At 64.9% G+C, this 13,573-nt stretch carries 14 protein-coding genes; 5 read left to right on the forward strand and 9 right to left on the reverse strand.

The annotated features are described in order from the left end of the window. Positions 1-5: 5 nt before the first annotated feature. The 3 genes from UB31_RS34110 to UB31_RS34120 all read left to right on the forward strand — a co-directional run bounded on the left by UB31_RS34110 (position 6) and on the right by UB31_RS34120 (position 3,025). Complete coding sequence (locus UB31_RS34110) at positions 6-1,100, forward strand: serine/threonine protein kinase (protein ID WP_045014183.1); 1,095 nt, start codon at positions 6-8, stop codon at positions 1,098-1,100. Between the two features lie 94 nt (positions 1,101-1,194). Beyond that, positions 1,195-1,749, forward strand: coding sequence for a CAP domain-containing protein (locus tag UB31_RS34115; protein ID WP_045014008.1), 555 nt, complete (start codon positions 1,195-1,197; stop codon positions 1,747-1,749). Positions 1,750-1,846: 97 nt separating this feature from the next. Beyond that, a complete protein-coding gene (locus UB31_RS34120) occupies positions 1,847-3,025 on the forward strand; it encodes an aminotransferase class V-fold PLP-dependent enzyme (RefSeq protein WP_045014009.1) in 1,179 nt (392 codons plus the stop codon). 6 nt (positions 3,026-3,031) lie between these two features. Here the strand turns inward: UB31_RS34120 and UB31_RS34125 are convergent, their stop codons facing one another. The 6 genes from UB31_RS34125 to yajC are packed head-to-tail and all read right to left on the reverse strand — an operon-like array spanning position 3,032 to position 8,670. After that, positions 3,032-4,276 (reverse strand): threonine ammonia-lyase, encoded by a 1,245-nt coding sequence (locus UB31_RS34125; RefSeq protein ID WP_045014010.1) that lies wholly within the window; start codon positions 4,274-4,276, stop codon positions 3,032-3,034. A gap of 45 nt (positions 4,277-4,321) precedes the next feature. Next, the gene (locus UB31_RS34130) at positions 4,322-5,185 is read right to left on the reverse strand and encodes a phytoene/squalene synthase family protein (RefSeq protein ID WP_045014011.1); all 864 of its coding nucleotides are present in this window, start codon (positions 5,183-5,185) and stop codon (positions 4,322-4,324) included. Next, complete coding sequence (locus tag UB31_RS34135; protein WP_045014012.1) at positions 5,182-5,565, reverse strand: Mth938-like domain-containing protein; 384 nt, start codon at positions 5,563-5,565, stop codon at positions 5,182-5,184. The genes UB31_RS34130 and UB31_RS34135 overlap by 4 nt, the downstream gene beginning before the upstream one ends. A 60-nt stretch (positions 5,566-5,625) precedes the next feature. Continuing rightward, positions 5,626-6,645: a protein translocase subunit SecF gene (secF, locus tag UB31_RS34140; protein WP_050032280.1), complete on the reverse strand. Its 1,020-nt coding sequence runs from the start codon at positions 6,643-6,645 to the stop codon at positions 5,626-5,628. Positions 6,646-6,655: 10 nt separating this feature from the next. After that, a complete protein-coding gene (gene secD / locus UB31_RS34145) occupies positions 6,656-8,254 on the reverse strand; it encodes a protein translocase subunit SecD (protein WP_045014013.1) in 1,599 nt (532 codons plus the stop codon). 47 nt (positions 8,255-8,301) lie between these two features. Continuing rightward, positions 8,302-8,670, reverse strand: coding sequence for a preprotein translocase subunit YajC (yajC, locus tag UB31_RS34150; RefSeq protein ID WP_045007518.1), 369 nt, complete (start codon positions 8,668-8,670; stop codon positions 8,302-8,304). Between the two features lie 180 nt (positions 8,671-8,850). On the opposite strand from yajC, the gene UB31_RS34155 reads away from it, so the two are divergent. After that, positions 8,851-9,834, forward strand: coding sequence for an ATP-binding protein (locus tag UB31_RS34155; protein ID WP_045014014.1), 984 nt, complete (start codon positions 8,851-8,853; stop codon positions 9,832-9,834). Positions 9,835-9,987: 153 nt separating this feature from the next. On the opposite strand, the gene UB31_RS34160 is transcribed toward UB31_RS34155, so the two are convergent. Together UB31_RS34160 and UB31_RS34165 are read right to left on the reverse strand one after the other, a co-directional pair. Then, entirely contained in the window at positions 9,988-11,385 is a 1,398-nt protein-coding gene (locus tag UB31_RS34160; RefSeq protein WP_045014015.1) for a LysM peptidoglycan-binding domain-containing M23 family metallopeptidase, read from the reverse strand. A gap of 109 nt (positions 11,386-11,494) precedes the next feature. Continuing rightward, the gene (locus tag UB31_RS34165; protein WP_156175676.1) at positions 11,495-12,145 is read right to left on the reverse strand and encodes a protein-L-isoaspartate(D-aspartate) O-methyltransferase; all 651 of its coding nucleotides are present in this window, start codon (positions 12,143-12,145) and stop codon (positions 11,495-11,497) included. 227 nt (positions 12,146-12,372) lie between these two features. Between UB31_RS34165 and UB31_RS34170 the strand changes: the two genes are divergently transcribed. After that, on the forward strand, positions 12,373-12,744 hold the full coding sequence (locus UB31_RS34170) for a response regulator (RefSeq protein ID WP_045007645.1): 372 nt from the start codon (positions 12,373-12,375) through the stop codon (positions 12,742-12,744). A gap of 20 nt (positions 12,745-12,764) precedes the next feature. Here the strand turns inward: UB31_RS34170 and surE are convergent, their stop codons facing one another. Next, positions 12,765-13,532, reverse strand: a complete 768-nt coding sequence (surE, locus tag UB31_RS34175) for a 5'/3'-nucleotidase SurE (protein ID WP_045007521.1) — start codon at positions 13,530-13,532, stop codon at positions 12,765-12,767. Between the last annotated feature and the right edge of the window lie 41 nt (positions 13,533-13,573).

Raw genomic sequence — 13,573 nt, forward strand, 5'->3', positions numbered from 1 at the left:
TTGAGATGAACCTTCCCAAAGACGACGCCGCGGTGCTCTCGGCACGCTGGATCGAGGGCGTGCTGCTCAAGCGCGACGTGTTCTCGACCGTCGAGCGCGGCCGCTTCCGTGGCGACAATGGCGAGGTCGACGCTGTGCTGCGCCGGCTCGACGAGGTGCCGTGGTGGTCGTTCCTCCTGGCACGCCATCTGTTCGCGCGCGAGAAGCATGCGCTGGCGCTCGCCAAGGGCCTCGACGTCGGTCCCGAGCTCTTGTGGGCCGGCCGCCGCGCCCTGATGCGCGGCTTCGTTGACGGCGTCGCACTGCATCTGGCGAAGCCGCATGGCGATCTCGCCTATTTCCGCTCGGCCAAGGTGGCGCTGCGCCGGATGCGCCGCGCCGGCATCTGCCACAACGATCTCGCCAAGGAGCAGAACTGGCTGGTCGGCCGCGACGGCCGCGCCTATGTGACCGACTTCCAGCTCGCCGCCTGCTTCAAACGCCGCGGACGGCTCTATCGCGTCCTCGCCTATGAGGATCTCCGGCACCTCCTCAAGCACAAGCGTTCCTATGCGCCTGAGGCGCTAACGCCGCGCGAACGAAAAATTCTCGCGAAAAAGTCGTTCGCCGCGAGCCTGTGGCTCGCCACCGGCAAGAAGGTCTATCGGGCAATCACGCGCGGCCTGTTCAACTTCACCGACCGGGAGGGCGGCGGCCGCCGGCTCGTCAACGATGCGCCGGTGCTGGCCGAGCTGATCCGCAAGATTCCGGCCGTGCGCGACACCGCGATCGTCGCCTTTGCCGACCGCCGCTCGGGCGTCGGGCTCTATGCCTTCGTCGAGGCCGATCACGCCGCACTCGAGGGCCAGATTCGCAACGAGCTCAGCGCCGCGAAAGGCCCAAAGCCGCCGGAACACATCCAGGTCGTGCACGCGCTACCGCGCGACGCCAGCGGCAGGCCCCGCACCGAGATCCTGCAACTGGTCGCCATGAACCAGCTCGACCTGATCGAGCCGATGATGAAGAACGACCAGGACCGCGCCTTCCTGAAGGACATTCTGGAGCAGCGCAAAAACCTGCGTGACCGCTTCAATTTTGAGGCGCACCTGCCGGCGGGCTGACAGGCTGCCCGCGCCTTGAAGCGTCCACATTGGCGATAGAGAAGCAGTCGGATAACGCAGGTTTGGCGGAGTTATGGGCACTCGGGGGACGAAGATGCATCGCGTGGCTGGCGGCCTGATCGCCGGCCTTCTGTTGCTGGCCACCGCACCCGCAATGGCCGAATCTCCGGCAGAGCAGATCTCCAGCTTCCGCCTCAAGCATGGTGAGGTCCGCGTCGTGCGCGATGCCACCCTCGACCGCATTGCGATGGACCAGGCACGCGCGATGGCGGCGAAGGATGATCTCAGCCACGAGACGCTCGGCCCGTTCAACAGGCGCATCGCGCCGGCCGGCGCGGGCCGTGCCGCCGAGAACATTGCTTACGGCTACGACAATTTCGAGAAGACGCTCGGCCAGTGGATCGACTCCTCCGGCCACCGCAAGAACCTATTGCTCCCCAACGCCTCCCGCGTCGGAATTGCGAGCGCCAAGAATGCCAGCGGCAAGCGCACCTATTGGGCCATGGAGATCGCCGGCGATTACGAGCAGAAGCGCGGCAAGGGCAAGAAGGACACGGAGCCGCTGGTCGTCGTAAAGCGCGAGGCTGCTCCCGCGAGCAAGCCCAAATCCAGCAACTGCCACATCAAGCTGCTCGGCCTCTGCATCTGAGACGACGCCAGGCATTGTTCCTTGCTGTCCGCCATCTTGCCCGCATTGTTCGGCGCGTCTAATTCATGCAGAAAGATGGCGAGAAGCGGAGGCCTAGTTGATCGACATCGCGCGAATACGTGCCGACACGCCTGCCACCAGCCGGCTCACATACCTGCATAACGCGGGAGCCGCTCTCATGCCCGCGCCTGTTGTCGAGGCGATGAAGCAGCATATCGATCTGGAAGGCGAGATTGGCGGCTATGCTGCCGCCGACCGAGAATCCGATCGGCTTGATGCCGTCTACGGCTCTGTGGCGCGCCTGCTGAATGCCGCGCCGGACGAAATCGCCCTCGTGGAGAACGCGACAGTTGCCTGGCAGATGGCGTTTTATGCGCTGCTGTTTCGCACCGGCGATCGCATCCTGACCGCCGAGGCGGAATATGCCGCCAATTATGTCGCCTTTCTTCAGGTCGCCAAGCGGACGGGCGCGATCATCGAGGTGGTGCCGAGCGATGCCAGCGGCGAGCTCGACGTCCACGCGCTCGAGCGCATGATCGATGAGCGCGTGAAGCTGATCGCGATCACCTGGGTCCCGACCAATGGCGGCCTCGTCAATCCTGCGGCGGCCGTCGGCAGGATCGCGCGCGCACGAGGCATTCCCTATCTGCTCGACGCCTGCCAGGCGATCGGCCAGATGCAAGTCGACGTCGAAGCGATCGGCTGCGACATGCTGTCCGCCACCGGCCGCAAATTTTTGCGCGGCCCGCGCGGCACCGGCTTTCTCTACGTCCGCCGGGCGCTGCTGCAACAGCTCGAGCCCCCCATGATCGACCACTTCGCGGCGCCCTGGGTTTCGCGCGATGAGTACCGGCTCCGCGACGATGCGCGCCGTTTCGAGACCTGGGAGAACAACTACACAGCCCGGCTGGGACTCGGCGCGGCCATCGATTACGCCCTCGATATCGGAATAGGCCCGATCGAACAGCGCTGCCGCATGCTTGCGGACCGCCTTCGCAGCGGCCTCACCTCCATTCGCGGCATCAAAATTCGTGACCTCGGACGCACGCCGGGTGCCATCGTCAGCTTCACGATGGAGGGGTATGAGGCCGAGGCCATCGTCACCAGCGCCGGCGCGGCCGGCATCACGATCGGCGCATCGGATCCATCGAGCACCCGCATCGACTCCGAGGTGCGCTCCCTGCCGGTGCTCGTGCGCGCATCCCCGCATTACTACAACACGGAGGCCGAGATCGATCGGCTGATCGGCCACCTCGCAGGTTTGGCGCCGCGATAGCGACGCTCAGGTGCAGCGTGCGCTCAGCCCGGATGCGCCGAGCTTGGCCATGACCTCGTCGAGATGCGCGCTATCGCGGGTTTCGATGACGAGTTGCAGCAGTGTCGCCTTAGCCGGCAGATCGGAGAACGTCCGCTGGTGCGAGACCTCGATGATGTTGGCGCCGGCCTCGGCCAGCAGCGCCGCGACCGCGGCCAATTGCCCGGGCCGGTCGGGGATATCGAGCGACAATTGGGTCAGCCGGCCCTCGCGCGCAAGCTCACGCGTGAGCACCGAGGCGATCAGCCTTGTGTCGATATTGCCTCCGCTCAGGACCAGCCCGACTTTCTGGCCGGCGAAGCGCGACGGATCTGACATGACCGCCGCGAGGCCCGCGGCGCCGGCGCCCTCGACGACCGTCTTCTCGATCGAGATCAGGGTTGCGACCGCGCGCTCGAGCTCGGCTTCGTTGACGAGCGCAATGTCGTCGACGAGGTGGCGGACGATCTCGGTGGTAATCTTACCGGGCGATTTCACCGCAATGCCTTCGGCCAGCGTATCGCCACGCGCGGGCAGAGTGCCGCCGTGGATGGCGTTGTACATCGAGGGATAGAGCCAGGCCTCGACGCCCAGAATCCGCAATGATGGCTTCAAGGACTTCGCGGCTATGGCAATGCCGCTGATCAGGCCACCGCCGCCGATCGGGACGACCAGCGTATCGAGCTCCGGCACCGCCGTGAGCATCTCAAGCCCGACCGTGCCCTGCCCCGCAATGACCAGCGGATCGTCGTAAGGGTGGACGAAGATCATGTCGCGGGCCTCGCCGTGGCTTCGCGCGAACGCGGCAGCCTCCTCCAGCGTCGCGCCGGTAACGACCACCTCAGCACCGTGATGCCTGGTATTCTCGACCTTCACCATCGGTGTGCCCACGGGCATGACGATGGTGGCGGGAATGCCGAGCCGCCTGGCGTGATAGGCCACGCCCTGCGCATGGTTTCCCGCAGACATCGCGACCACGCCGCGCGCACGTTCTACCGGCGTCAGCGCCGTGAGCCGGTTCAGCGCGCCGCGCTCCTTGAACGAGGAGGTGAACTGGAGGTTCTCGAATTTGAGCCAGATCTCGCAGCCGCAGATGTTGCTCAGCGTCCGGCTGTAGCTACAGGGCGTTTCGACCACGGCGCCCCGGATCGTAGCGGCAGCGGCATGAATGTCGCTCAGTGCGACCGGAAAGTCGCTCGGATCGGAGGATACGGTTTGGGACAACTCGGCCATAGGACAGCATAGAGCATTTGGCCGGCCCGGGCGATAAGCCGAGCGCTATTTGGTAAATTCCCGCGATCGTGAAGCCCGCCACAGCGTCCACAGCGTGCGCAACCGCGACGCCGGCTGCGGCGCGAACGGATTGCGCCCCGGCCGCGACAGGCGCTTGAGATCGGCCCGTGCCTGGCTTAGCGGCAGAAGCGCAGGCCGGACCGACGGCGGCACCTCCGCGAGCAGCGATATGGCCGTTGCCAAATGTTGCTGCGCCTCGCTCACGAGCTGATCCAAGACAGCTCTGAGATTGGAGCTCTCCTTACCGGCAAAGACATCTTCGATCCCGCAGTCGTGGCTATCCAGAATCTGCTGCGGCAGGAACAGTTGCCGGTGCGCGGCATCGCGCGGCAAATTCGTGATCACCTGCGCGATGCCCTGCGCCAGCCCGGCGTGCCGCGCGAGATGCTCGACGGCTTCCGAAGGCGGCGCCATGATCCGGGCTGCGAGCGTGAACAACGCCGAACAGGTCGCAGCCAGATAGCCTTCGAGCGCCGTCATCGTCGGCATTGGATCGTTGTAGAGATCGAACTGGTGCTCGTCGGCGAGCAGCGACAATGGCTCGACCGGCAGCTCGAAATCGCGGATCGCCCGCAGTAGCTCTGCCGCGACCGGATTGCCCTCGACGCTGCCATGGGCGTGGCCTGACAGCATGTCGGTCCACCATTGCAGGCGGATTTCGCCGGGCAAGGGCTGGCTCACCTGATCGCGGACGCGGACGATCTCGACATTGAAGGCGTAGAGCGCCAGCAGCGCGCGACGCTCGACGGCGGGCACGAACAGCGTCGCGACATAGCGCGGAAAGTCATGGCTTCGCACGAGATCGGCGCAGAAGGCAGCGCTATCGGCAGGAGGCGTGGCGCTGTTCATGGCACGGCGATCAGCGCGGCCGCGACGCGACGCCGTTCGCCGATCATGATGTTGTAGGTGCGCACGGCGGGACCGGTCTGCATCGTGTCCAGCACCACTCTCACCGCCTTCAAGGCCTGTCGCAGCTCCGGCGGCGGCAGCCACACTCCGGTTCCGGTGCCGACCAGAAGCGTGTCGATGCTGTTGGCAGCCGCAAAGACCCGCTCAAGCGAATAACGGTCGATCCTGGCGGGATCGGTCACGTCCCAGGCCCAGATCGCGTCGGGCAGGCAGAGCAGCGAGCCCCGATGCGACATGCCCGCAAAGGCAAAGCCGCCCTTGCCATAGGCCTCAATTGGCGCCGAGCGCGGGAAATGCGGTGCGTTGGGATCGCCGGCCATGCGCTTCGTCCGAATGAGCTTACTGCCGTCGCAAACGCTTGCGAGGGCATGCGGTTCGGATCATGCCTTGTTTTTCTTCGCCGGCGTAGTCACTTCGACCGCATCCTCGCGATGCTCGCCGACGCCGAGATAGATCAGGATCGGCGCCGCGATGAAGATCGAGGTGTAGGTGCCGACCAGCACCACGCCGAACATCATGACGGCCGTGAAGCTGTGAATGGCATGCCCGCCGAACAGCAGCAGCGCCAGCAGCGCCAGTGTCACAGTGAAGTGGGTGATGATCGAGCGCGACAGCGTCGAGTTGATGGACTCGTTGAGCAGCTGCGGCATCGGCATCTTCTTGTAGCGCCGCAGCATTTCACGGATGCGGTCATAGATGACGACGGTGTCGTTGAGCGAATAGCCGAGAATGGTCAGAAGCGCGGCGATGCTGGTCAAGTCGAAATCGACCTGGCTGATCGACATGAAGCCGATCGTCAGCACGATATCGTGCACGTTGGCGATCATGGCGCCGAGCGCGAACTGCCATTCGAACCGGAACCAGAGGTAAATCAGGATCGAGACGATCGCGAGCATCAGGCCGAGCATGCCGAAGGCCAGCAACTCGCCGGAGACGCGCGGGCCGACCACCTCGACGCGGCGATATTCGAAGGAATCACCGAGCGCGCCGCGGACTTTCTGCACGGCTTCCTGCTGGGCGGCATCACCGCCGGGCTGCTCCGCGACACGGATCAGGACGTCCGCGGGACCGCCGATTTGCTGGATCTGGACTTCGCCCAGGCGCAGACCATCCAGTGTCGTGCGCATCGCCGCGATGTCGGCGGTGCCGGATTTGGCCCGCACCTCCAGCAGCGTGCCACCGCGGAAGTCGATGCCGAAATTCAGGCCGTGGGTGAAGAACAGCGTGATGGCGACGATCGACAGCGCCGCCGAAATCGGGAAGCTGATGCGGCGGAAGCGCGTGAAATCGAAATGCGTATCGTCCGGGACGATGCGCAGCGACGGCAGCCAGCCGAACACCGAGACCACGGTGAGGACGGCAATCAGGATGCCGAGCCCGATGAGAACAATGTGAGTCACGGTCAGGCTCCTAGATCGGGACGCTCTGCGGCCGCTTCCACCGCACCCACCCGGCCACGATCAGCCGGGTCAGCGTAAAGGCGGTGAATACCGTGGTGATGATGCCGATGCCGAGCGTCACGGCGAAGCCGCGCACCGGGCCGGTGCCAATATAGAATAGCACCGCAGCGGCAATGAAGGTCGTGATGTTGGAATCGAGGATGGTCGCAAGCGCCCGCTTGAAACCGGCGTCGATCGCCGAGATCGCGTTGCGGCCGCCGCGCAGCTCCTCGCGGATGCGCTCATAGATCAGCACGTTGGAATCGACCGCGATGCCGACGGTGAGCACGATGCCGGCGATGCCGGGCAGCGTCAGCGTGGCATTGAGCAGCGACAACAGGCCGAAGATCATGGCGACGTTGATCGCCACCGCGATGTTGGCGAACACGCCGAACAACCGATAGGTCAGCAGCATGAACACGATGACCATGATCGAGCCGACATAGGCCGCAAGCTCGCCCTTCTCGATCGAGTCCTGGCCGAGGCCCGGACCGACTGTACGCTCTTCGACGACCGTGAGCGGTGCCGGCAGCGCGCCGGCGCGCATCAGGATCGCGAGATCGTTGGCGGACTGGACCGTGAAGCTGCCCGAGATCTGCCCCTGCCCGCCCGTGATGGGCTCGCGAATGACAGGTGCCGAGATCACTTCATTGTCGAGCACGATCGCAAATGGCAGACCCACGTTTTCCTGCGTAGCCTGCGCGAACTTGCGGGCGCCGGTTGAATTGAAGCGGAAGGAGACGATCGGTTCGTTGGTACGCTGGTCAAACCCGGTCTGCGCATCGTTGAGCTCGGCGCCCGAAACCAGCACCTGCTTCTTGACCACGTAAGGCACCTTCGGCGAGCTTTGGCTCATCAACAGCTCGGATTCCGGCGGCACTCCACCCCGCTGCGCCTGGTCCGGCGGCACGGAGGTGTCGACCATCCGGAATTCCATCTTCGCGGTCTTGCCGAGCAGCTCCTTCAGATGGGTCGGATCCTGAAGGCCCGGGACCTGCACCAGGATGCGGTCGTTGCCCTGGCGCTGGATCACGGGCTCGACGGTGCCGAGTTCGTTGACGCGGCGTTCGACGATCTGGATCGATTGCTCGATGGTCTTGCGCATACGCTCGACCATCGCGGGCTGAGACAGCGCCAGGCGGATCAATCCGCCGCCGGCATCGGTCACCTCGAGGTCGCGCTGGCTGCTCGACCCGAGCAGGCCGCCGATCGGCTGCGCCAGGTCACGCAGCTTGGCGAAAGCAGTCTGGAGGTCGGTGTCCTTGACGCGGACTTCGACCGTGTCGCCGCGCGTCACAAGGCCGGTATAGCCGATCTTGGCATCGCGCAGCGCGCGACGGACATCGTCGCGGACCTGATCGAGCTTCTCTTTCTTCACATAGGCGGAATCGACCTCGAGCAGCAGATAGGAGCCGCCCTGGAGGTCGAGGCCGAGCACGAGCCGGCGCTGCGCCCAGGCCGGCCAGGTCTTGACCTGCGTTTCGGGGAAAAAATTCGGGACCGCGCAGAGGCACACGATCAGCGCCGTCAGGATAATCCCGAGCGCCCTCCACCGCGTGAAATACAACATCGACTGGACCTGTCAGATCAGGAGATTTGAGAGACTCGCGCGGACGCTCACTTCGCCGCGGTGTCGTCCTTGGCGCTTTCCTTGGCGCTTTCTTTGGCCGGCTCGCCCTTGGCGCGCACGCCAGAGACCATCGAACGCATCTGGCGCACACGCACGCCGTCGGCGATCTCGAACTCGATCTGGTCGTCATCGACCACCTTGGTGACCTTGCCGACGAGGCCGCCCGAGGTGACGACGGTATCGCCGCGGCGGATGTTCTTCACGAGCTCGGCATGGTCCTTCACCTTCTTCTGCTGCGGGCGCAGAATCAGGAAGTACATGATCACGAAGATCAGGGCGAACGGCAGCAGCGACATCAACATGCTGTTGGTGTCGCCGGCGCCCGCAGCCTGGGCATACGCAGGAGTAATGAACATTCGGACGATCCTCGTGGAAACGGGGGAAAACCGGTCAGGCCCCTGGGGCGACCGGTTCGGTCAAATTCGCGCGGACTATAGCGGCCACCGGCCCAATTGCAACGCTGCCAGACCGGCGATTTGGCCACCTTGCGGCGCGGCTTCAGGCCCGATAAGGCTGCATTCTCAGGAACTTCGGACATGCCCAGAAAACCAAGCAAAAGCCCGGCCGGCAAAGGCCCCCGTACCCCTGCCGGAAAGCCCGCCCGCGTCGCGGCAAAACGCCTCAAGGGACCCACCAAGGCAGCCCCCATCGACCTCACCCAGGAGCGCATCGTCCGCGCGCTGGAGACCATTGCGGCCCACCTCGCCGCCCAGGGGAAGCCGGCCGCAACGCCCGAATCGTTCGCACGGGCGGATGCCTATGTCTGGCACCCAGACGGCCGCCTCGCCGCGGTGCCTCGGGTCAGCCGCGTCGAGCTGTTCCTTTTGAAGGGCGTCGACCGGATGCGCGACATCCTGATGGAGAACACCGAACGCTTCGCCAATGGACTGCCCGCCAACAACGCCCTGCTCTGGGGCGCGCGCGGCATGGGCAAGTCGTCACTGGTGAAGGCGGCGCACGCCAGCATCAACGCGGACCGCAAGGCCTCCGAGAAACTGAAGCTGATCGAAATCCATCGCGAGGACATCGAAAGCCTGCCCGCACTGATGGAGCAATTGCGCGCCTCGTCCTTCCGCTTCATCGTGTTCTGCGACGATCTCTCCTTCGACGGCAACGACGCCTCGTACAAATCGCTCAAGGCCGTGCTCGAAGGCGGCATCGAGGGGCGGCCCGAAAACGTCATCCTCTACGCCACCTCCAACCGCCGCCATTTGCTCGCGCGCGAGATGATCGAGAACGAGCGCTCGACCGCGATCAATCCCGGCGAAGCGGTCGAGGAGAAGGTCTCGCTGTCGGATCGCTTCGGCCTCTGGCTCGGCTTCCACCGCTGTAGCCAGGACGAATACCTCGCCATGGTACGCGGTTATTGCAGCCATTTCGGCGTCAAGGTCGACGACGAAGCGCTCGAACGCGAAGCGCTGGAATGGTCGACCACGCGCGGCTCGCGCTCAGGCCGCGTCGCCTGGCAGTTCGTGCAGGAGCTTGCCGGACGGCTGGGCGTGAAGCTGGCGGCGAAGTAGCGGAAGATCTCGCCACAAGTGAACTGTCATTCCCCGCGCAGGCGGGGAATCCAGTATTCCAGAGACATCGAGATTCAGCACAACCGCCGCGGCGTACTGGGTCGCCCGGTCAAGCCGGGCGACGACACCGTCTTTGCGGATGCTACGTAGGCCTCACGCCCCATTCAAAAATTGAAGCGGGTCAACCGGGCTCGATCCCTTACGGATCTCGAAGTGGAGCTGCGGCGACGCCACCTCCCCGGATTGACCCGACTTGGCAATGACCTGACCGCGCTTGATGGTATCGCCGCGCTTCACCATCAGCTCACTCGCATGGGCATATGCGGTGACGTAGCCGTTGGAGTGCCGAACCAGGACCAGATTGCCATAACCCTTCAGCTCGTTGCCGGAATAGGCAACGACACCGTCTTCAGCCGCCTTGACCGGCGTACCTTCGGGCACCGCGACATTGATGCCGTCATTGGACTTGCCGTTGGTCTTGGCGCCGTAGCTCGTGATCACCTTGCCGCGCACCGGCCAGCGGAAGGTCGGCAGCGAGCTGGTGGTCTCCGCAGCCTTCGCCGGTGTCTCGACAGGCTTCTCTTCGATATTGGTGGTGGCCTGGGCCAGACGCGCGCTCTGCGCCGGCGCAGCGATAGAAGCCATCTTGGTTGCGGGCGCAGGCGCGGCTGCAACGGGTTGCAGCGCGGCCGCAACGGGCGCGGCCGCGACAGGCGCCGGAGCAACCGGTGCTGCGAGCGCGGCGGTCCTGGCACCCGGCACGGTCAGCTTGGTGCCGAGCTTGAGTTTTGTCGACGGGTTTAGACCATTGGCGCGGGCGAGCTCGGCCGCCGAGATATGGTTCTTGCGCGCGATGCTGGCGAGCGTGTCGCCGTGATTGACGAAGTGGGTACTCGGCGGTGCGGCCAGGGCCGCAACCGGCTTCGCCGCCGGCGCCATCGCGGGAGCAGCCGCGACCGGAGCCATCAGCGGCGCGGGCGCAGCAGCCGTCGCTCCGGGATGCGGGATGACCAGTTGCTGGCCGGGCGAGAGCGCGCGCGGGCCCTTGTAGCCGTTGGCAGCCATGATCGCCTGCGGCGTGACGTGATAGCGTTTGGCGAGCACGTCGAGCGTGTCGCTGGTCCCGACGATGATCTTGGTCCCGCCGGGCGGCTGGGCGGCCGCGACCGAGCGCGGCGGCACGGTGCCGGTGGTTTCAAGACGCGGCTGGGCCGGCGGCGTATAGGACCCGAGGCCGCGCCCGCCTCCAGAGACGCCTCCACCCGCTGCAACGGGATAGGATTGCGGGGCTGCAACCGCCGGCGGCGGCAAGGGCTGAGACTGGTAGTAACCGGACTGCGTCTGCGGCCGCGCATATTGCGGCAGCTCGCGCGGCGGCGGTGCCTGCTGTACCGAACCGGTCTGCTCGGACGCAAAGGGATTGGAGAAATTCGACTGGGACAGCCGCGACTGCATGTCGGCGCTACACCCAGCAAAGCTGAAGGAGATCAGCGCCAGCACCGCAACCTGCGGCACGCGGCGCGAGTAAAGCAACTCGGCGACTACAGACATGGTTACTCACTCGTACGCAACAGAACTGGTCTTTTAAGTAAACACGCGCCGAGTAAATAACGGCTTAACCCTCCCAATAAGATGTTGGCAGCACAGCCAATCCGGAGTTCTACAGCTCCCGCGCCACGCCCGGCAGCGCCGGCACGAAGCGGACCTCGACGAGTTCCTTGCGCTCGATGCCGGCCTCGCCCCGGCGGAGGCGGGTCAGCGTCTGCACGCCCTGATGCGGGCCGACCGGCGCGATCAGGATGCCACCGACCTCGAGCCGCTCGACCAGGTTCTCCGGAATCTGCTCCATCGCCGCGGTGACGATGATGCGGTCGAACGGGCCGATGTTGGGAGGCAAATTGAGGCCGTCGCCCAGCATCACCTCGACATTGTGGAAGCTGAGCTGCTCAAGCCTGGCGCGCGCGGCATCCGCGAGCCTGCGGTAGCGCTCGACCGTCAGCACCTGGCCCGCCAGCCGCGACAGCACGGCGGCCTGATAGCCGGAGCCGGCGCCGATCTCTAGCACGCGGTGGCTCTTCTGGAGCTGGAGCTGCTCGGTCATGTAGGCGACGACGAAGGGCTGGCTGATGGTCTGCCCGCAAGCGATCGGCAGCGCGCTGTCGCGATAGGCGCCGTCGCGATCGGCGGCCTCGACAAACAGCTCGCGCGGCACCTCCTCCATGGTCCGCAGCACGGCCTGATCGCTAATGCCCCGGCGCCTCAGCGTGAGCTGAAACATCATCTTTTCCGGCGGATGCTGATGGGAGGTCATTGCTGTCTGCGTTCGTCTCGGAGGGCTAGATCGATGGTTTGCGTCGCAACGGCCCAGGCGAGAATCTTGTTCCGGCTCAGGAACCTATGATAGCCTTCCGGCGCAGCACTTGACCACAATCGGCTCGCGACAGATTAAGCTATTTGCGGATTTGCGTTGGCCTAAACGCGCATTGCGTCGCTTGGTGTTATCTGCGAACGTTTTCCGGAATGGGCAAGGACTCGGTTATGACTGCGACAGGGCTTTCGGGCCGCTCTGTGTTCCTCGTCGAGGACGAGGTCATGATCCGGATGATGGTCGCAGATATGCTGGAAGAGCTCGGCTACAAGGTCGCGGCTGAAGCGGGCGATATCACCGAGGCGCTGCGGCTTGCACAATCGACCGAGTTCGACCTCGCCATCCTCGACGTCAACGTCAACGGCAAGGTCATCTCGCCGGTTGCCGACCTGATCAAGGCGAAGGGCTGCCCCTTCATCTTCGCGACCGGCTACGGCTCATCGGGCCTGCCCGAGCAATATCGCGACCGGCCGGCCCTTCAGAAGCCGTTCCAGCTCGATGCCCTGGGCAAGACCATCGAGGCCGCGCTGCGCGGCGGCTAGCCCTGTTTCCAAGCCGTTACTTATTTCAGCGTCACGCTTAGCGCTTCCGAAAACGCTTCGTTGGTGCGGTCGAGCCTGAGCGGCGTGACCGAGACGTAGCGCTCGCGCAGCGCTGCGAGATCGGTGCCTTCGGCAGGCGTGTCCAGCATCGCCGCGCGTTCGAAGCCGATCCAGAAGTAAGGGTTGCCGCGACCGTCCCTGCGCTCGTCGATCTTGAGGAAGCCGAGATTGCGCTTGCCCTGCCGCGTCACACGGATGCCCAGCACATCTTCCGGCGCACAGGCCGGGAAGTTGACGTTGATGACCGTGTCCTTCGGGATGCCGGCAGCAATCACCTTGCGCAGGATGTCGGGCCCGAATTTAAGCGCGGTATCCCAGAGTGGCCGCTCGCGCGTCTCGACGCTGAATTCCTGCGACAACGCGAAGGATGGGATCCCCAGAATGGTGCCTTCAAGTGCACCGGCAATGGTGCCGGAATAGACCACGTCCTCGGCAACGTTGCGGCCCTTGTTGACGCCGGACAGCACGAGGTCGGGCAGCTTGGCGCCGAGAATATGGCGCGCGCCCATGATGACGCAGTCGGTCGGCGTGCCGCGCACCGCGAAGTGCTGTGGGCCGACTTCGCGCAGGCGCAGGGGATCGTTCAGCGACAGCGAATGCGACACGCCCGACTGGTCGAGCTCAGGCGCCACCACCCAGACATCGTCGGACAGCGCGCGTGCGATCTCCTCCACGACCTTGAGGCCGGGAGCGTGGATGCCGTCGTCATTGGTGCAGAGAATACGCATGCCGGAGGTCGATTCCTGAGATGGGGGCAGGCCGTCTTATC

Source organism: Bradyrhizobium sp. LTSP849, assembly GCF_000938255.1.
In the GTDB taxonomy this organism is placed as follows: domain Bacteria; phylum Pseudomonadota; class Alphaproteobacteria; order Rhizobiales; family Xanthobacteraceae; genus Bradyrhizobium.